Origin of the sequence: Hyphomicrobium sp. NDB2Meth4, assembly GCF_900117445.1 — a bacterium.
In the GTDB taxonomy this organism is placed as follows: domain Bacteria; phylum Pseudomonadota; class Alphaproteobacteria; order Rhizobiales; family Hyphomicrobiaceae; genus Hyphomicrobium_A.
On sequence record NZ_FPEJ01000001.1, the window covers coordinates 458296 to 476852 of the forward strand.

The window sequence follows — 18557 nt, forward strand, 5'->3', positions numbered from 1 at the left end:
GTCACCAAAACTAATCCATAGACAAGATCATGTTCCGCACCAGCGGATAGATCTGGCCTTCCCAGCGGCGCCCGCTGAAGACTCCGTAATGCCCGACGCCTACCTGCATGTGGTGGCGCTTGAGGTGCGGCCTGAGACTCGAGCACAGGTCGTGCGCCGCCGCGGTCTGCCCGAGCCCGCATATGTCGTCGCGCTCGCCCTCGACCGTCAGCAGCGCTGTCTTGCGGATCGCTTTGAGATCGACCGGCTGCCCCCGATACGTGAGCTCGCCTTTCGGCAGCAGCGCATCCTGGAACACCCACTTCACCGTCTCCAGGTAGAATTCGGCCGTCAGATCGAGAACCGCGAAGTATTCGTCGTAAAAGGTCTTGATGACCTGCGCCTTTTCGTACTCGCCGTTGCGCAGGTGCTCGTGCAGCTCCTGATGCGCTGTGTAATGCCTATTGATGTTCATCGACATGAACGCGAACAGCTGCACGAACCCCGGGTATACCTGCCGCCCCCCGCCGGGATAGCGCCACGGCACGCGCGCAATCAGATTTCGCTCGAACCAGTCTATCGACTTGCTCTGCGCAAGGCCGTTCACCTTGGTCGGATTGACGCGCACATCGACCGGACCCGCCATCAGCGTCATGCTGGCGGGCTGAGCTGGATTGCCCTCCGCAGCCATCACAGCAGCCGCGGTAAGCGTCTGAACGCACGGTTGGCACACCGCCACGACATGCGACCCCGGCCCCATCTTCTCCAGGAACTGCATGATGTACGAAACGTAGTCGTCGAACCCGAACCGGCCCGCGTCCAGGCTCACATCGCGCGCGTTGTGCCAATCGGTGATGTAAACGTCATGATCGGCGAGCAGGGTGCGCACCGTATTGCGTAGCAGCGTCGCGAAATGGCCCGATAGCGGTGCCACCACGAGAACCCGCGGCTGCTCGAAGTCGATGTCCTTCTTGAAGTGCAGCAACGTGCCGAAAGGCAGCGTCAGCGCGGCCTCTTCAGTAACCTCGACCTCGCGATTGCCGACCGTCACCGCAGGAATGCGATAATCTGGCCGTGTATGTGTGAGGCCCGCGCGGGCGACCAGCTCATACGTCGCCGACAGGTTCCGCATGATGGGAACGCTGGCGTGGTGCCCCCAGGAGCCAGGCGCCAGAGCACCGAGAAGCTCCAAAGAGTGGCGGGCGATCGATTTCGCCGGCTCGACGAGGTCGGAGTGGGCTTGATAGGCGAGGTAGAGCATCTAGTCTCATTCAAACGGGCTGACACATTCGGCGAAATTTGATCATCAGGCCTATTGTGCGGCGCACAAACGCTAGTGCATCCTGGGGCAACGCGCGAGCGTTTTTTTGCAACACCGTCTACACCCGGCCAAGCCGGGCAAACGCTTAAGGATTAGGCAGAATGGCAACAGCGGTGCTCACGATCAGCAGCAAGAACTATTCGTCCTGGTCGCTGCGCGGCTGGCTGCTCTGCAAGATGGCCGGGCTCGACTTCCACGAGGAGGTCATGTCGACTGACGATCCCTCGACCCGCGCCGAACTGCTGCTGCTTTCGCCCTCGTTCCTGGTCCCCTGCCTGGTCAACGACAACGTCAAGGTCTGGGACACCCTTGCCATCGCCGAATACCTCGCCGAGCTAAAGCCGGAAGCTGGCCTTCTGCCAAAAGACATTGCCGCCCGTGCCCACTGCCGCGCGATTTCCGGCGAGATGCACTCCGGCTTTCACAACCTTCGCTCCGCTTTGCCGATGAACCTCAAGGCCCACTATTCGGGCTTTTCTGTCTGGTCGGGCGCGCTTGGCGACATCGAGCGCGTCACCAGCATCTGGCGCGACTGCCTCGATACGTACGGCGGTCCCTTCCTCTTCGGCACGCCCTCCATGGCCGACGCAATGTACGCGCCAGTGTGTACCCGCTTCCTCACCTATGATGTGAAGCTGGATAGCGATTGTGCCGGTTATTGCGAGACAATCACAAACTGGGCGCCAATGACCGAGTGGATCGAGGCTGCAAAACTCGAACCTGACGAACTCGAGGAACTCGACGTCGAGTTCTAGTCGACCTAGCCCAGTTCCATCTTATGACCACTCGCGGATTAAGTCGGCTTATCCCGCCGCTTCGGGATAATTGCCCGACTTTGCGCACCGCAATTAATCCGCATACGTAATTCGTAAATTTTAGAAAAGCTTTGCACTTCGCGGACGTTTCGCCGCGGGGGGGGGTTCCGCCATTGGCGTGTCGTATTGGTTAACTATCTATTAAGCGCTGCCCCAATTCAGCTCGAAAATTGGCTGATGGTGCAAATACAAGTTCAAGAAACTCGGCATTCCAGGCGATTCCGCTCCCGGTCGGCAGAAATGGGATTGCGGTTAACCCACGTCTTTCGTAGTTAAGAACTCATTAACAGTGAGGGTGGGCAGTGTTGTTTAAAGTTGTCGATAAGAGAGTAAATAAGCCGCGCACTGAAATTCAAAGTCCGAAAGAGCCTGACTTTCTGCGGACCCGCGTTGACGATTATCACGTGCGCAGGAAGGTCGACCTCTGGCAGGGGACCCATCCCCTGCAGGGGAGAGCTCCGCGCCCCGGCGACATCAAAGTCCGCAGCAATGATTATCTCTGCCTCGCCGGCCATCCCCATGTGATCGAGAGCGAGATCGCGGCCCTGCGCGCTGGCGGTCATGGCGATGCCGTCTCCCGCGTATGGATCCACCACGAGCGCGATGTCACGGGCGAGTTTGAGCAGCGCGTCGCCCGCCTGATGCTGGCCGAAGACTGCGTCCTCTGCTCCTCCGGCTACACCGCCAACGTCGGCCTGATCCAATCATTCGCGATGCGCGATGCGCCGGTCTATCTAGACATGAAGGCGCACATCTCGCTGCACGAGGGCGTCGTCAGCGCTGGCGCCCGCGCCGTCCTCTTCCGCCACAACGATCCACAGTCGCTCGATAAAGCCTTAGCCCAAAGCGGGCCGGGGCTCGTCTGTGTTGACGCGCTCTACAGCACCGATGGCGACATCGCCCCCCTTGCCGAGTTGGTAGAGGTCTGTGAGCGCCACGGAGCGGCGCTGGTCGTTGACGAGACACACTCGTTCGGTGCCCAGGGCCCTGAGGGCGCCGGCCTCGTCGTCGCACTGGGTCTCGCCGATCGCGTCCACTTTAGAACTGTCGGGCTCTCCAAAGCTGTTGCCAGCCGCGGTGGCCTCGTCGTCGCCTCGCGACGGAACATTGAATACTTCCGCTACGAGGCGTTGCCCGCGATCTTCAGCACCTCCGTCATGCAGCACGAAGTCGCCGGCTTCGACGCCGTCCTCGACGTGTTCCAGACGGAGTATTGGCGCCGCGACAAGCTGCACGCCAACCACGCCTACCTCAAGGAGGGCCTGGATGCGCTCGGCTACAACGTGGCGGCATCGAAAGCGCAGATCATCGCGCTCGAGCCAGGCGACATCCGCCAGACCACACAGCTGCGTGACGCGCTGGAGAAGCGCGGCGTATTCGGCGCCATCTTCTTCCCGCCCGCAACGCCCGAGAAGCGCTGCCTCATCCGCTTTACGGTCAACTGTGGTCTGAGCCGCCAAGACCTAGATCGCATCATCGGGGTCTGCGACGAAATCCGCGACGAGGTCGGCATGGCCGAGTGGCGCTCGACCAAGCGCAAATCGACCAGCCCTGGCCAATTGACGCCAAGCGCTGCGCGCAGGCCGCGGTCAGACCGCAGTCGCGTCCTCTCCGACTGGCTGAACCGCGGGCAAATCAATCGTGAAGCTGGTTCCGAAGTCGACCTCCGACTCGCACGAAATCGTCCCGCCGGCACTTTCCACAATCATCCGGCAGAATGACAATCCGAGTCCGGTGCCGACACCGGGTCTCTGCGCCGACACGAACGGGATGAACAGGTAGTTGCGCAACTCCGGGGGGACGCCCTCCCCGGTGTCGATGACAATAATCCGGTTCATCCCCTCGCCTTGCCGCAGCGAGATCGACAGATAGTGATCGCTCCCGCCCCGCGCCTCGATCGCCCGCAGACCATTCTTCATGAGATTGAAGAGGACGTGCGTCATCAGCAGATCGGATCCGCGAAACCGAAAGTCTTCGTCGATATCGAGGCGCACCAGCTCGCGCTGATTGGGCTTGAAGCTGTAACGCTCGATCGCCTGCTTCACCACCTGGCGCATGCTATGCAGTTCGCTCGCTGGCGATCCGCGGTGATGTTGCGCCACGTTCGACAACAGCAGATCGATCACGGAGTTGGCCGACGTAATGTGTTGCCGCACCCGGCTGTGCGATGCCGCCAGCTTGTCGCGCGCCGGCGATGGCGGCAGTCGCGCGATGAGCCGCTCACATCCATCTGCCTCGAAGCGAATGCCAGTCAACGGCGTCCGGCACTCGTGCGCGACCTGGCTTGCGAGCGAAGCTGCGGCCTTGAGCTTTTCACGCGCGATCAGGTTGTCGCTGTACGCCAGACCGAAGATCGCCGTCAGCGCAAACATCAAGACGGGAAGCGTCGTCCAGTAGCCAATCGGTATTGGCGCACCGCCCGTCATCAGCAGGTAGGCAGCAATCGCCGCCAACGACCCGACGATGAGAACGACAATGGCGTTCACGAGATCGTACAGCAGCACGACATAAATCAGCGCTGCCAGCGTCGACATCTGCCACGTGGAGTTGCTGTCGTTGAGCAGCAGCATCAGCGTGAAGAAGAAGGGCAGACTGAATAGAAAGGTGAAGTACGAAAAGGGCACCGCATACCGTTGCAACCGCCGGGGCCACCACGGCGATAGCGCCAGCGCAAGACAAAGAGCTGTGCCAATGCCACGCAGCAGCAAGCTCTCGTAAGGCTGCGGCAGCACATACTTCCAGGTCAGATAGAACACGGGAAAGCCGAGCACGCCGATAACGGCAGCCGCGCGAATCTTGCGCTGTGCGTGCGCGTGATACTCGATGTAACGGCGCGATAGCTCCTGCACCAGGCGCGAGACCGCGAACGGTCGCGCTTTGGCAGCGCTACGCGACCCCCGCAGAAGCGGTCTTAGTAAATTGTGCTCAGCCAATTGGAACATTTAAACTTTTAGCAGTCACCGTACCGGATACGATACGAAAACCTAGTACCAACATCCTTACGGAACGTGCATCGCATCTCTAAGGATCCGGCGGTACAATGACGCCATTCTACCATCCTACTTCGATCCTCGTGCTTGACGATGATCCGCTTTTTCTCGAAAGCCTGGATTTTCAGTTTAGCGAAGAGGTCTCGTGCCAGACCTTCACACGCCCCGACGCAGCGCTGGAGCATCTCCGCGCCCAGGCCGACCAGCATCCCAACTTCGGACGCTACTTTCGCGATGTCTCTGAAATGCACCCCGGCAAAGCCAGTCGGTTCGGTGATCTCGTACTCAAACTGCAGCTTTCAGAGCTTCAGTCGATCATCGATGATAGAGCCCGCGAACAGCGCGTCTCCGTCGCCGTCGTCGACTTCGATATGCCGAAGATGACAGGCGTAGAGTTCTCGCGATCTATTCGCGACTTGCCGGTGAAGATTATCCTGCTCACAGGCAAAGCCGGCCTGGAAACGGCCATCGGCGCCTTCAATGAAGGCGTCATCGACTGCTTCCTACAGAAGCAGGACTCGAGCGTGACCTATGCCTTGCGCCGCGAGATCAACCGCCTGCAGAACCAGTACTTCGCTGAAATCTCTGCGCCAATTCAGAGTGCACTCGCCCTGCAGAAGCCCACTTTCTTCGACGACCCGACGTTCGTCGAACTATTCCGCGATCTCTCCGAAAAGTACGAGATCGTGGAACACTACATCTCCGACGCGCCCCAGGGCATCATGATGCGTGACGCCGAGGGCAACGAGTACTTTCTCCTCATTTCCGACGCTGAAAGCGCTGCGAGCCAGTGTGCGGCCGCGGAAAGCCAGGGCGCGCCCGACGACATGGTGCGCCTCCTTCGCACTCGCAAGGCCCACGCGTGGTTCCCTACCAATGGCGGCCACTATCACCCCGATTATCAATCGAGCTGGACGCGCTTCATCTGGCCCGCACAGTCTTTGTCGGCCTCCAGCCGCTGGTGCTACAGCGTCGTGAACCGCCAAGCCGATGAAATGCCGCTTCGCAGCCAAACCGCCTAAGGCCACCCACAAGAACTGCTGCGCGCGCATCCAGTAGTTCTGCCAGAAAAGCTGAGCAAGCCGGTGTCGGCGCGGCGGATGGGCGCGACGACCCAGACGGCTGTAAAGGGTTCCGAAATCATACCCGGCGCCGCGCACCACGTTGAAGTGTCTTCGGAGCCGTACGAGATCACGCTCTGCGTGAAGTACTACTATGATGCCGCACCCTGAGGTTGCCGTCGCGACCTGCCGCAATTCTGAGGGTCTGGCCCGCTAAACTATTTAGCGACCTTATTGTTATCGGTTAGCATTGTGGAGACCATCAATCCGATAGAGTTGTTGGGACCCTGCGGCAACTCCAGGGAATGCCACACGTGAGGAACAGTTTGCTCAAGCTTGCCCAAGAGGCGGGGAAGCAGGAAGGTGCGCGCGAAGGGAAAGCTCAGTCTCCCGCGCCGGCCGACGATGTCGCACGTCTGCAGGCAACATTCGAGCAGCAGCTCGGTACGCTCCTTCGTCGCAACGAGAAGCTCGAGCAACTGAATAACTGCTTTGAAGCTGCGCTCAATCACTTGGGCCGCGGCCTGTCGATGTTCGACGGCGAGCAACGTCTCGTCGTCTGTAACAAGGCCTACGCCGACATTTATGTCCTGCCCGCGAACATGACACGCGCCGGCACGCCGCTTGCTGAAATCCTCTGCTATCATATGCAGCGTAAGGGCAAGAAGCTGACAAGGGCAGCCGCTCTCGAGTGGGTGAAAGAGCACGTTGCCAGGCTGCAGCACGGCAGCCCTCGCGAAGAGATTCAGAATCTTCCTGACGGCCGCGTTATCCGCGTGACGTACCAGCCTCTATCGAATGGCGGCTGGGTCGACATGCAGGAGGACATCACGGCCCAGCGTCAGTCGGACGAAAAAATCGAATGGCTTGCACGCCACGACACGCTGACCGAGATACCGAACCGCTTCCACTTCCGTGAGCGTCTCGAGCAGCAGTTCGAGACCTATGATCCCCGCCAGGGATTTGCCCTTCTCTGGATGGACCTCGACCGCTTCAAAGAGGTGAACGACCGCCTTGGCCACCTCGTCGGCGACGGCCTTCTGAAAAGCGTAGCTGCCCGGCTGAAGAGCAGCCTGCGTGCCGGCGACGTTGTCGGCCGCCTCGGCGGCGACGAGTTTGCCATTCTTCAAGTCGGCGTTGACCGCGAGGACCTCGCAGATAATCTCGCGCGGCGCCTGCTGCAAAACATCCGCGGCACCCACGATGTCTACGGACATTGCCTGCAGGTCGACGCCAGCATCGGCGTCGCGCTGGCACCTCATCACGGCCAGGATCCCGAGCAATTGTTCGCCTGCGCCGACATGGCGCTCTACAGCGCCAAGTCTATGGGGCGCGGCATCCATGCCATCTACGCTCCCGGAGCCGTCACCCCGTCCGCTTCGCCAAATCCCTTGCGCGCCGAGTTGCAGGACGCATTGGACCGCGGCGAGTTCGCTCTCCACTATCAGCCGATCGTCGATTTGCACGAGGGCCGCGTTTCCAGCTTCGAAGCCCTGATGCGCTCGCGGCACCCGAGCCGCGGCATGATCCCGCCTTCCGAATTCATCCCCATCGCCGAAGAGACCCGGCTGATCGTCCGCATGGGCAGTTGGGCTCTGCGTCAGGCATGCCTTGATGCCAAGGAGTGGCCGGACGGGATCAAGGTCGCGGTGAACCTATCCGCCGTGCAGATCGAATCCAGCAATGTCTACGAGACGGTGATCGAAGCGCTCGAAGCGACCGGACTGCCGGCTCAGCGACTGCAGCTCGAAATCACCGAGACGGTTCTGATGCGGGATCAGGCCCGCACGCAGGAGGTCCTGCGCAAGCTGCACGACCTTGGCGTGCTCATTTCGCTCGACGATTTCGGCACCTGCTTTGCGACTTTGAACTACCTGCGCAGCTTCCCCTTCAAGAAGCTCAAGATCGACCGCAGCTTCGTGCGCGACATTCCCGAGCACCACGACTGCGTGGCGATCGTCAAATCGGTGGCCGACCTCGCACGCGAATTGAACATGCGCTCAGTGGCGGAGGGCGTTGAGACCGCTGCCAGCCTCGCAGCAGTACGCGCCGCAGGCTATAGCGAAGCACAGGGCTTCTATTTCAGCCCGCCGGTTCGCGTGAGCGGCATCAAGCGCGCGATCAAGCAGTGCGCGCTGCGCCTTGCCGCGCTCGACGCAACAACGCCAGCCCCGAAGCCGCAGCCCCGGCGAACTCAGAAGTAGCCCTTGATGAACGTCGCGCGCTAAGCGTCGACAGCCACGCGGCTCTTTACCTCGTTAGGCGCACCGAAGTGCTCGAAGTAGCGCGGATCGATCTTTTCGACAGGTAGAATGATCAGCACGTCGGTAGTCCCGAACTGCCGGTCGATCACTGCGCCATCGCCGACATAGGCACCGAGACGCAGATACCCCTTCACCAGCGGCGGCAACGCTTTCAGCGCCGCCTTGGCGTCGACCTTGTCGCGCGGCAGCCGGTCCATGTTGATGTAGAGATTGTCGTGCGCTCGGCAACGCCACTCGGGAGGCGCCAGCGCGTTGTGATGCAGGAAGCTGAGCGCCATCGCGTGTTGATCGGGATCGGTGCCAGCGAGGCTGGCGCAGCCAACCATCACATCGACTTTGTGCTCTCGCACATAGGTCCACAGACCATGCCAAAGCAGCTCGACCGTACGCTTGTTGCGATACGGCTCTAGCACGCATGAGCGCCCAAGCTCCATGAAGCGGTGATGCGGCTTCGATGCGATCAGCGGCGCGATATCGTATTCGCTCTGCGTGTAGAAGCCCAACGTACGCTCGGCGATCTCCTGGCGCAGCACGCGATACGTGCCCACCACCTTCTGGCGGCGTGCCCCGCCCCACGATTCGTTTGTCTGGCCAGCCGCCTCGTCGACCACTAGCAGATGATCGCAGACGGAATCGTAGGGGTCTTCATCCCTGCGGCGCAGTTCCGCCCGCAACGACGGCACCGCCGACATTTCCTCGTAGAACACCTGGTAGCGCAGCCGCTGGGCAAGCTTGATGTCACGCCACTTGCGCGTGAGGCGCACTTCGAGATTGCCGATTTTGCCATAGACCTTGTCGGGCTTGCGCAAGGGGAATCCCGCGTTACCCGCATCACTCAGGGCGCGCAGTGCCAACAGACCGCCGGGGACCGCCTGCCACTTCGGGCTACGGGCCAACCGGGTGGCCATCCGCCGGGCCGCCTGCTTCATCGCTAGATCTCTCCCCTGCCAGTCCCGCTGGCATCATACGATTCCCGAAGCCTGGCTTGAAGCGCCTTGCGCAGTCGGTCGAGCAGCGTTGTTGGCATCCCCCGCCAACTGCGCCGCATAGCATGTCTCCATGACAGACTTTTTACTTGTTGCCCATGGGGGTAGCGCACTTTCGCTGATCATGTGTGCGAAATTGCGGGGGGCCTGCGGCGCAATTCAGGCCGGGTCGGTGTGGCTTCCCGGCAATGGGCCGAACCAGCGGCGCAGTACGCCCTCCAATCCGGCCTTGTCGAACGGCTTGGCGAGGTAGTCGTCCATGCCAGATTCCAGATACCGTTGCCGGTCCTCGGCAAAGGCACTTGCCGTCAGCGCGATGATTGGAGGCGCCTTCACGGTATCGGATTCCCGCGCATAAAGCGCTCTGATCGCGCGTGCCGCTTCCATGCCGTCGAGGTGAGGCATGAAAATATCCATCAACACCAGATCGATGGCTTCGGCATCACCCGCCAACGACCGCTGCATGAACGCCACGGCCTCCGCACCGTTCGAGACGGCAACGTATTCACAGCCGCACTTCTCGAGCACGCGCTTGGCCAGCAGCAGATTGATCTCGTTGTCTTCCGCAAGCAGCACGCGTTGCACCGAACCGGCTCGAACCCCCACAGGAACTTCACGCGCACAATCACGCTCTCTCGCGCCGTCACCTGCCCCATTGCGCTGCAAGCCCAATTGAATCATCAGCGAGCTCGGCCGGACTGGCCTAACGAGATAGGCATCAAATCCGACATCACGGAATTCCGACAGCATCGAGCGCGCGAGCACGTTGACCAGCACGATGCCGCGCACACCGCGCTCCTTATTGATCTCGCGCGCGTTGCTCAGCAGCTTTCCCGCTTCCGCAACCCCCTCCGCCCCATCAATGACGATGCGGTCGAACGGCGCACCCTCGCGTTGAGCAGCTATGAGATGGTCTACGGCCGATGCGAAACCGCACTCTGTCGCGGCGACCCCTGCGGCATCGAGAACCTCTCCCAACGCCCGGCGCTCTAGCGGGCGGTCGAACACCAGCAGTACGCGGGCATCGTCCGCCCCTGCGATCGCCTCACCATCTGTCGAATCGTTCCTGGCGCGCTGCAGCATCAGTGCAGCGCTGAAAACCGACCCCCTGCCAAGCTCGCTGGTGACGCGGATATCTCCGCCCATCGCCCGGGCAAGCTCTCTGGAAATGGTGAGCCCCAGTCCCGTCCCACCCTCACGGCGTCGCACGGCAACGTCCGCCTGCTCAAACTCCGAGAACAGGACACGCATGTCCTCGGCCGACATCCCGATGCCGGTATCCTCGACCGTCATCTCAATGTCGATTCGCGAGCCAACCGGCTCGCCCCTCCGCGTGATACGTACGCTGACACCGCCCGCGTCGGTGAACTTCACCGCATTCGATAACAGGTTCAGTAGGATCTGCCGGAAGCGCGCCTCGTCGCCGATGACCATGTTCGGCAGCTGCGGGCTGACCGTCCAGGCAATCTCGAGTCCCTTCTCGTGGGCGCGCGGTGCCAACAGTTCGACGGCCTCCTGCACGCACACATTAAGCGCGAAGGGCGCTTCAACGAGCGCCAGCTTGCCAGCCTCGATCTTGGAGAAATCCAGAATCTCGTCGATCAGCGCCAACAGCGTGCGCGCCGACTGATCGATCGCGCGCACGTATGTCTGTTGCTCCGGCGTCTGCTCGGTCTCGGACAGAAGACTTGCCATGCCGAGGATACCGTTCATCGGCGTACGAATTTCATGGCTCATCGTCGCGAGGAAGCGGCCCTTCGCGCGGTTGGCCGATTCAGCCAGATCACGCGCCTCCGCCAGGTGCATCTCCGCCCGTTTCCGCTGCGTCACATCCCGGCCCACGCACTGCACTTCCAGGCGTGTGCCGTCAGGTCCGGCGACGAGCTGCTCCTCCCACTCGATCCAGCGCGGCCCCGCCACGGTCAAGACGTGCTGCACAATCCGCTGCCGTCTTACGCCGCTCGTCGTAGACAGCGGCTCGTGCGCGCATTCCTCGCACAGCTTGGCGACGAACGGCGTCCCCAATGCAGTTTCTGCCTTGAGCCCGAACATATCCAGGAAGGCTTTGTTGGCGAAGGTCAGCAGCCCATGCTCGTCGCGCCGCAGAATGGCTTCCTCCTGCGAATCGAGCAGCGCGCGATAGCGAGCCTCCTCCTCGTTCAACTCCCACCGTGCATCCTGCAGCCGCTCGAGCCGCCGCTCGATGCGCGCGACGCTCTCCATCTGCGCGGCGCCGGCACCCGCGCGAGCAGTGAACGCCAGATAGATCGAGACCAGCGTCAGCCCAAGTCCCAGGGCGATAAAAACCTGCAGCGCCGAGAGAGGACCCGGCAGCAGCGCAAACGCCACGACGAGACAGCAAAGCCCCGACAGCAGCATCAGCAAGGAGATGACGGATTGCGAATTGGGATCAGCCGAATGGCGCCCTGCAAGCACCCCGGAAGGGATGCCGGCTATACGCTCCGAGGTGTACTCACGTGACCTGCGCGACTTTGCATCGCCGGCCCGCACGACACCCGGGGCGTCCGCTAATTTGAGACGCTTCACACCAATCAAACCCGTTACGCAAAACTGAATGAGGTTGCGTCAAAGCAATCATACGGTGGTTGCTAAACGTTGAAGCGAGTTGGTTAATCGGCGTCTTATCGACCCGCAGGACCCGCATCCAAGGCGCGCGCGTCGGATAGGCGCATGCGTGGAACGCCGTCAATGATCGGAAACGCTAGCCCCGCGGCACGGCTGATCAGCTCTTGCGCTTCAGCATCATAGTCGAGCCGCGTTTTGGTTAGCGGACAAACCAGCACCTCGAGCAGCTTCGCGTCGACCTTCTGCCCGGATGATTGCGGTGTCTGCGGCATCCCAGAATTCCAGACTACTGAAGCGTGCTGCCGCTATTTCCACTCGACGCCAATTCCATTTCGGCCAACGCCACCAGCACATCCGCGCGGCGTTTGAGATCCTGAGCTTCGAGCAGCGCCTGCTTTTCCTCAGGCCCATAAGGCGACATCACGCAAAGTGCATTGATCAGAAACTCGCTCGAAGCCCGTTGTATCGCCGGCCAGTCGGCCTCGAGCTTGTTGGCATCGAGATACGACCGCAGCACGCGCAGAAGGTTCGTGCGGTCCACCTGCTCTTCGCCCAGGCCCTCGCTCAGATCGCTGGCATATCGATCATAGCTCACGCTCATCACGCGATACGGCAGGTCGGTGACGGCCTCGTCGAGGACGTCGTAGCGCATGATGCCCGTAAGGGTGATCATCCGCCGCGCGTGGTCCGTCTCTTGATAGCTCGTGACCCGGCCGACGCAGCCGACGTTCCGCAGCCCCACGGACTCAAGCGGGCTTTCCTCGAATTCGCCCACATCGGCAGCCGCGGGCTGAATAATTCCAATCAGCCGGTCCCCGGCCATCACGTCGTCCAGCATCTCCAGATAGCGGGGTTCGAACACGTTGAGCGGCAGCGTCGCCCGCGGCAACAAAATCGCACCACGCAGAGGGAAAACCGGAATGCGTGGCGGAAGATCTGCTGGGCGCCGGTAACGGTCAGTCGGGGACACTGGGCTCGAATCCTTCCACTGCAGCGAGATTGGCTAGAGCCTACGAAAATAGGATCGACGACAGCCGCCGCCGGCCTTCGATTGCAGCGGGATCCTTGAAGCCCCACGCCTCGAAGAGCTGCACGAGCTGCTTGCGGGCCGCCTCTTCGTTCCACATGCGATCGCGGCGAACGAGATCGAGCAGGTGCTCCACCGCTTCCGCCTTCGCTCCACGCGCGGCCAGCGCCACGGCCAGATCGAAGCGCGCTTGCATGTCAGCCGGATTGGCGGCAACGCGCTTTTCCAGCTCAGCGCGATTGTCCTCGCCGCCAGCTTTGCGCGCCAGCTCCAACGCCGCGCGCACCTGCTCGACCGCGGGCGACTTCTGATCGTCCGGCGCGATCAAACCGATCATCTGCTCGGCGCGGTCGATGTCGCCCGTCTGCAGATAACAGCGAGCAAGCCCTGCGAGTGCGACCGGGTTTTGCTTATGCTCTTGCAACACCGCCGCAAAGACTTCCGCAGCCGCCTGCACATCGCCTTCCTGGAGAGCTTCCTCGCCCGTCGCCAGTACCGCGTTGATGTCGTCCTCGGCGTCGCCGCCGATCAGCCGCTCGATGAACTCGCGAACCGCGCTCTCGGGCTGTGCGCCCATGAAACCGTCGAGCGGACGACCGTCGCGGAAGGCGTACACCGTTGGCAAAGACTGCACGCGCAGCTGCCCGGCGATAGCTGGATGTTCGTCGACGTTGATCTTCACCAGGCGGACCTTGCCGCCGTAGCTCCTGACAACCTTCTCAAGTATCGGCGTCAGTTGCTTGCATGGACCACACCACGCAGCCCAGAAGTCCACCACGACAACGGCCGTGCGGGAGGCTTCGATCACGTCCTTGGCAAAGGAAGCCGACGTTGAATCCTTGATGATGTCGGCATCGGCTGCGCCTGTCGCAGATGCCTTCAGCCCGAATTCCATGTTCCTCTCCTAGCGACGGATCAAATGCCCCGTCGACCGCTTCTGAATACCAGAAAACGCCGTTTGGGCGACCTAATTCGAGGCCTCTGCGGCCAGCACCTCCTCGAGACATTGGCCACAAGCCAGATCGGGGTTTGGATGCGAATCTACAAGTCGCTGTCTCAGCGGCGAATTTGCTGGAGCCGAGCGTAGAACTACGCCCCTGGGACGCCTAGTCTGCAAGCTCCACGACGCGCGGCTCATGCCCGCAGGAGCGAATGAAGCGCATCAGGTCCCCCCACGCAATGTTGGTTGTCGCAGTGTTCTCCAAAGGATGACAATTGATCGTCTCATGCTTCAGCAGATCCGCATCGAGCACGACAGCCACCTGCTTTGATACGTCATTGATCACCGCGAACGCCGTAACCGATCCCGGCGGCACCCCCAGCACCTCCTGAAGCAGCTCCGGCTTGCCGAAACTGAAGCGCTTCGCCCCTAGCGTCCGCGATAGGGATTTGAGATCGACGCGCGTCGTCGCGATTGCCACCACCAGGAACAGCGCCCCGCTCTCGTCCTTGAGAAACAGGTTCTTCGTATGGGCACCCGGAAGCTGTCGCTCTACCTCGCTGCTTTCCGCGACGGTGAACACGGCCTCGTGCTCGAGCGTTCGCGTTTCGATGCCGAGTTCAGCGAGGCGATCGAACAGCTCCTGTCGGGATACGGGCATCTGCAAACTCGTTTGTTGCAAGTCGAAGACCCTAATTAAGCAGCCAGAATGCGCCCGCCAACCGCTTGCCGGCGGATAGACGCGCTTTCGGCCCGCCCCACGCTTGAAGGGCGTACCGCCCAAGGCTAGCATCGGCAGTCCGTCATCTGAGGAGCCCCGATGCCTGCCAGAGCTTCCGCTACCTGCGCGATCTTGGGCCTCGGCCTAGTCTTGCTGACAATGTCCTCGATTTCGGCGGGCGCCCAGGAACGTTGGGCCGCCATCGCCCCCAATCTCGAGAACTCTTCGACGGTTGTCTGGGCCACCACAAAAGATCAGGCCAAAAAGCTGGCTGTGCTCGCCTGCAAGCAGGTCTCCTCCACCTGTGCCGAGCAGCCGGCGAGCACGAACGGCATGGATCACGTTTTTGCGGTTATGTGCTGTACCGACCCCAAGACCGGATGCGCCGCCGCGGTCGGCTCTGGTCGCCAGCAGGCCCTCAAGGAAGTGAAGCGGCTCTTCTCCGAGGGCGGCTATTCCCAGTGCTCCTTGAAGAGCTATTTCAAGGCTGGCACGGGGGAAAAGGGCTGACCCTCGGGCCCGCCGGCCAACCATTTTTGCAAGCCCGTTTAAGGGATCTTGCAAAGCCGGCGCAGTTGCGCCATAAGGCGGCTCCGCCGCGCTTTGCCGCGACGGTTACCCATCGGATGCGGGCGTAGCTCAGGGGTAGAGCATTACCTTGCCAAGGTAAGGGTCGTGAGTTCGAATCTCATCGCCCGCTCCAATTTTCTCAATACAATCAATGTCTTCGCGAAAGCACGCTGCGCTTCCTGGCAAGCCGCGTGAGTTCGCGCGCAGCCGCCTGCTCCAACGTCTCACGTTAGAAGAATTAGCGCCCGCGAACGCCGATCAGTCGAGGTCGACCAGATCGCGGAACGCGTGCCAAGTCGCGTGCCCCAGCAACGGGAAGATGACGAGCAGGCCGACAAACAGCGTCGCCAAGCCCAGCGCCATGTGACCGGCAATGATCGCCGCCCAAAGCAGCATCGGTCCGCGGTTTGCGTGCACCGCCCTGATGCTCGTCGCCATAGCCGTCACAAGGTCGACGTCCTTCACCAGCAGCAGTGGTGCAGCAACGCTGGAGAGGCAGAACACCAGCCCGGCCAGGGCGGCCCCTGTGAGCACGCCCGCAAACAGCAAGCCCAGCCCTGCATTCGTGAAAATCAGCTGATGGAAGAATGTGCTGGCTTCGGGAACTTCCGTTCCGCCGAGGAACACGGTGAACAGCATGAACGATAGCTCGACCCAAAGGAAGTAAGCGAAATACAACACGATACCGAACATCGCGAGCCGCCCGACCGCCCCCGCGCAGCCATCGACGACCGAGCGAAACGTCACCCGCTCGCCTTTCTCCCGCAGCCGGCTCATCTCGTAAAAGCCAGCTCCGAACAGCGGCGCCACCAGCAAGAAACCGCCAGCTAGCACGACAATGAGCGAGCTGACGTCGTGTTGGCTCAGCACGGCAAAGGTCAGCCAGCCCACTGCACAGAACACGGCTCCATAGCCGAGGCTGGCAAAAGGCATCGCGCACAGGTCTCGCCAACCCTTGGCAAGCCATGTCCATGGGGCGTCCAGCGGGACGCTGCGGACTTTGAACCCCAGTCGTTGTTCATCGATGAGCATCAGCAAAGCGCCATCTGCCGGCATGAAACCCTCCCCGCACTGCGAGCAACGGGATGGCGACGTGCGACCAGCGCGCGCAGCCAAATTGATCCAACTCAATTTCAGAGTTTGCCAATGCTGCCTGCGACAATCAATGCACCATTGCGTGCGCCTCCAGGAAAAGGCGGCACATTCATGACCCAGGTCAGTGGGAGAGCAGACTGGCTCGATCAGGATGCGCGCTGCGCAATCGGAAGCTCGATCTCTTGGACGAGACCGACATGCGGACCATTGTAGATTCTGACCGCCCCGCCAGCGCGCTGGATGATCTCGCGAGCAATCGACAGCCCTAGGCCCGCGCCGGGAATGCTCTGGCGACGCGCCGGGTCGACCCGAAAGAACGGCTCGAACACACGCCCGATGACCCCTTCGGGTATCCCCGGCCCCTCGTCGGTGATGCGGACCAGGGCCTTTCCGTCCGCCTCGGTGACGACAACATGCGCCCGCACACCGTGCGTCGCCGCATTGATCATTAGGTTGCGCAGCGCCCGACTCAGCGCCAGCCGCCTCGTGCGCACCTCCACTGGCTCGGTCTCCCCAACCTCCACGTCGAGATCCTGGTTGCGCAGCTCCAAGGCCGTCTCGCGCACGAACGCTGCCAGATCGATATCCTGCGGCGGTGCCTTGTCGGACTCATCGCGCACCAGCTCGATAGCACTGTCCGCGATGCGCTCCAGCTCGTCGAGGTCGCGCAACCACGCCTCCTTCTCTTCCGCATTCACCACGAACTCCGCGCGCAACCGCAGCCGGGTGATCGGCGTGCGCAGATCGTGACCCGCCGCCGCAACGAGGCGCATGCGGCTCTCCATCGCCGACCGCAAGCGGGCCGACAGAAGATTGAGCGCCCGCGCCGTTGCCCGCACCTCGGCCGGCCCCTGCTCGGGCAGCTCCGGCAGGATCGCATCGGGTCCGACTGCCTCGACGGCATTCTCTAAGAGCACCAGGGGCCGCACCATGCGATTTGCCACAAACACCGCGATGGTCACCGCGCCGAAGGTCAGCAGCAACAACCATTTGCCCATCACGCCCCAGCCTGCACCTGGCGGCGGGAGATCGGGAAGTGGCATCGTCAGCCAACCTTTTCCTTCTATTCGCGCAGCGATAAAGCTTGGCTGTTCGGGGCCACCCCTGTAGGCGCGGACGTCGAGCGATGATCCGCGCTGGCGCAGCTCTTCCTGCAGGTTATCCGTGATGAACGGGTCTAACATGCCGCCTGGCAGCGTATGCTTAAGCGGCAAAACGCCTGGTGCTTCCGCAGCACGCGCCAGCATTTCGATCACTTCGACGACCGGCTGGATCGAGTGCCGTCGCCCTGGCGGCGGCCCGAGGAAATATACCATTACGGCGGTCAACAACCCCACGACCGCGACGATCACCACGACCAGCAGCATCGCCAACTTCACACGTAGCGAGTTCATGCGCCCGTGTCCGTGACATCCACCTTGGCGGCAAGTTGATATCCGCCATTGCGCACGGTCTTGAACAGCTGACCGGAGCCCCCGTCGCCAAGCTTCTTGCGCAACCGGCTCATCAGCACATCGATCGACCTGTCGAGTGCATTGCCATCGCGCCCGCGCGTCAAGTCGAGAAGCTGGTCACGCGACAGGACGCGTCCAGGCCGCTGCAAAAAAGTTTGCAGCAGGTCGAATTCCGCGCCCGTCAGATCAATGCTTTCTCCCTGCGGATCAACGACGCGCCGCAGATGAGAATCGGCTGTGAAACCGTCGAACCGATACACCTTACCTTCGCCGACAGGATCCGTGCCGCCCTGACGCCGAAGCACGGCCCGGATGCGAGCACTTAGCTCGCGCGGATTGAACGGCTTGCCCAGATAGTCGTCGGCCCCGATCTCAAGTCCCACGATACGGTCGACGTCTTCCTTCAGCGCCGTAAGCAAAATGATCGGCACGCTTGATCGCTGTGCCCTCAAGTCGCGGCAGACTTCGAGCCCTGATCCATCGGGCAGCATAACATCGAGCACGACAAGATCGATCTGGCCGTTGCTCAAGCGATCGCGCATCTCATGGCAGCTCCCCGCGAGCTGCACGCGGAAGCCCTGCCCCTCGAGGTAGCGCGCCAACAACTTGCGGATTTCCGCATCGTCATCAACGACCAGAATTTGGGCTGCACTCGTAGTCATCGTCTCAAACATCATCTCCACTATCCGTTGATAGCCGGACGACATGTGGCGAGCGAGGGGCATTTTGTAACGAACCATGTGGCCCC

16 protein-coding genes, 1 tRNA gene and 1 pseudogene are annotated in these 18557 nt (G+C 61.6%); 7 read left to right on the forward strand and 11 right to left on the reverse strand.

What is annotated here, in order from left to right:
- Positions 1-10 precede the first annotated feature (10 nt).
- A complete protein-coding gene (gene phaZ / locus NDB2M4_RS02140; protein ID WP_072369433.1) occupies positions 11-1240 on the reverse strand; it encodes a polyhydroxyalkanoate depolymerase in 1230 nt (409 codons plus the stop codon).
- Between the two features lie 161 nt (positions 1241-1401).
- On the opposite strand from phaZ, the gene NDB2M4_RS02145 reads away from it, so the two are divergent.
- Together NDB2M4_RS02145 and cqsA are read left to right on the forward strand one after the other, a co-directional pair.
- Complete coding sequence (locus NDB2M4_RS02145) at positions 1402-2055, forward strand: glutathione S-transferase family protein (protein WP_072369436.1); 654 nt, start codon at positions 1402-1404, stop codon at positions 2053-2055.
- Positions 2056-2417: 362 nt separating this feature from the next.
- A pseudogene (gene cqsA, locus NDB2M4_RS02150) lies at positions 2418-3635 on the forward strand (alpha-hydroxyketone-type quorum-sensing autoinducer synthase); the annotation flags it as partial.
- A gap of 69 nt (positions 3636-3704) precedes the next feature.
- Here the strand turns inward: cqsA and NDB2M4_RS20565 are convergent.
- Complete coding sequence (locus NDB2M4_RS20565; RefSeq protein ID WP_072369442.1) at positions 3705-4964, reverse strand: ATP-binding protein; 1260 nt, start codon at positions 4962-4964, stop codon at positions 3705-3707.
- A 191-nt stretch (positions 4965-5155) separates the two neighbouring features.
- On the opposite strand from NDB2M4_RS20565, the gene NDB2M4_RS02160 reads away from it, so the two are divergent.
- From NDB2M4_RS02160 to NDB2M4_RS02165, 3 genes are all read left to right on the forward strand, one after another.
- Positions 5156-6127, forward strand: a complete 972-nt coding sequence (locus tag NDB2M4_RS02160) for a response regulator (protein WP_072369445.1) — start codon at positions 5156-5158, stop codon at positions 6125-6127.
- Between the two features lie 78 nt (positions 6128-6205).
- A complete protein-coding gene (locus tag NDB2M4_RS20570; RefSeq protein ID WP_280173520.1) occupies positions 6206-6337 on the forward strand; it encodes a hypothetical protein in 132 nt (43 codons plus the stop codon).
- Between the two features lie 143 nt (positions 6338-6480).
- A complete protein-coding gene (locus tag NDB2M4_RS02165) occupies positions 6481-8370 on the forward strand; it encodes an EAL domain-containing protein (RefSeq protein ID WP_171988002.1) in 1890 nt (629 codons plus the stop codon).
- 20 nt (positions 8371-8390) lie between these two features.
- On the opposite strand, the gene NDB2M4_RS02170 is transcribed toward NDB2M4_RS02165, so the two are convergent.
- The 6 genes from NDB2M4_RS02170 to NDB2M4_RS02195 all read right to left on the reverse strand — a co-directional run bounded on the left by NDB2M4_RS02170 (position 8391) and on the right by NDB2M4_RS02195 (position 14630).
- Positions 8391-9359, reverse strand: coding sequence for a l-ornithine N(alpha)-acyltransferase (locus NDB2M4_RS02170; protein WP_072369450.1), 969 nt, complete (start codon positions 9357-9359; stop codon positions 8391-8393).
- Positions 9360-9575: 216 nt separating this feature from the next.
- On the reverse strand, positions 9576-11963 hold the full coding sequence (locus NDB2M4_RS02175) for a PAS domain-containing hybrid sensor histidine kinase/response regulator (protein WP_139247060.1): 2388 nt from the start codon (positions 11961-11963) through the stop codon (positions 9576-9578).
- 95 nt (positions 11964-12058) lie between these two features.
- Positions 12059-12274 (reverse strand): Trm112 family protein, encoded by a 216-nt coding sequence (locus NDB2M4_RS02180; protein ID WP_072369454.1) that lies wholly within the window; start codon positions 12272-12274, stop codon positions 12059-12061.
- Positions 12275-12288: 14 nt separating this feature from the next.
- Entirely contained in the window at positions 12289-12972 is a 684-nt protein-coding gene (locus tag NDB2M4_RS02185) for an LON peptidase substrate-binding domain-containing protein (protein ID WP_072369455.1), read from the reverse strand.
- A 40-nt stretch (positions 12973-13012) separates the two neighbouring features.
- On the reverse strand, positions 13013-13924 hold the full coding sequence (gene trxA, locus NDB2M4_RS02190) for a thioredoxin (RefSeq protein ID WP_072369457.1): 912 nt from the start codon (positions 13922-13924) through the stop codon (positions 13013-13015).
- A 211-nt stretch (positions 13925-14135) separates the two neighbouring features.
- On the reverse strand, positions 14136-14630 hold the full coding sequence (locus NDB2M4_RS02195; RefSeq protein WP_072369459.1) for a prolyl-tRNA synthetase associated domain-containing protein: 495 nt from the start codon (positions 14628-14630) through the stop codon (positions 14136-14138).
- A gap of 159 nt (positions 14631-14789) precedes the next feature.
- Here NDB2M4_RS02195 and NDB2M4_RS02200 point away from each other — a divergent pair, with 159 nt between their 5' ends.
- Together NDB2M4_RS02200 and NDB2M4_RS02205 are read left to right on the forward strand one after the other, a co-directional pair.
- Positions 14790-15200, forward strand: coding sequence for a hypothetical protein (locus tag NDB2M4_RS02200; RefSeq protein WP_139247061.1), 411 nt, complete (start codon positions 14790-14792; stop codon positions 15198-15200).
- 118 nt (positions 15201-15318) lie between these two features.
- Positions 15319-15393 (forward strand) — tRNA-Gly (locus NDB2M4_RS02205).
- Between the two features lie 125 nt (positions 15394-15518).
- On the opposite strand, the gene NDB2M4_RS02210 is transcribed toward NDB2M4_RS02205, so the two are convergent.
- The 3 genes from NDB2M4_RS02210 to NDB2M4_RS02220 all read right to left on the reverse strand — a co-directional run bounded on the left by NDB2M4_RS02210 (position 15519) and on the right by NDB2M4_RS02220 (position 18471).
- The gene (locus NDB2M4_RS02210; RefSeq protein ID WP_083555667.1) at positions 15519-16316 is read right to left on the reverse strand and encodes a DUF2189 domain-containing protein; all 798 of its coding nucleotides are present in this window, start codon (positions 16314-16316) and stop codon (positions 15519-15521) included.
- A 185-nt stretch (positions 16317-16501) separates the two neighbouring features.
- A complete protein-coding gene (locus tag NDB2M4_RS02215; protein ID WP_072369473.1) occupies positions 16502-17749 on the reverse strand; it encodes an ATP-binding protein in 1248 nt (415 codons plus the stop codon).
- Complete coding sequence (locus NDB2M4_RS02220) at positions 17746-18471, reverse strand: response regulator (protein ID WP_072371672.1); 726 nt, start codon at positions 18469-18471, stop codon at positions 17746-17748. The genes NDB2M4_RS02215 and NDB2M4_RS02220 overlap by 4 nt, the downstream gene beginning before the upstream one ends.
- Positions 18472-18557: the final 86 nt, after the last annotated feature.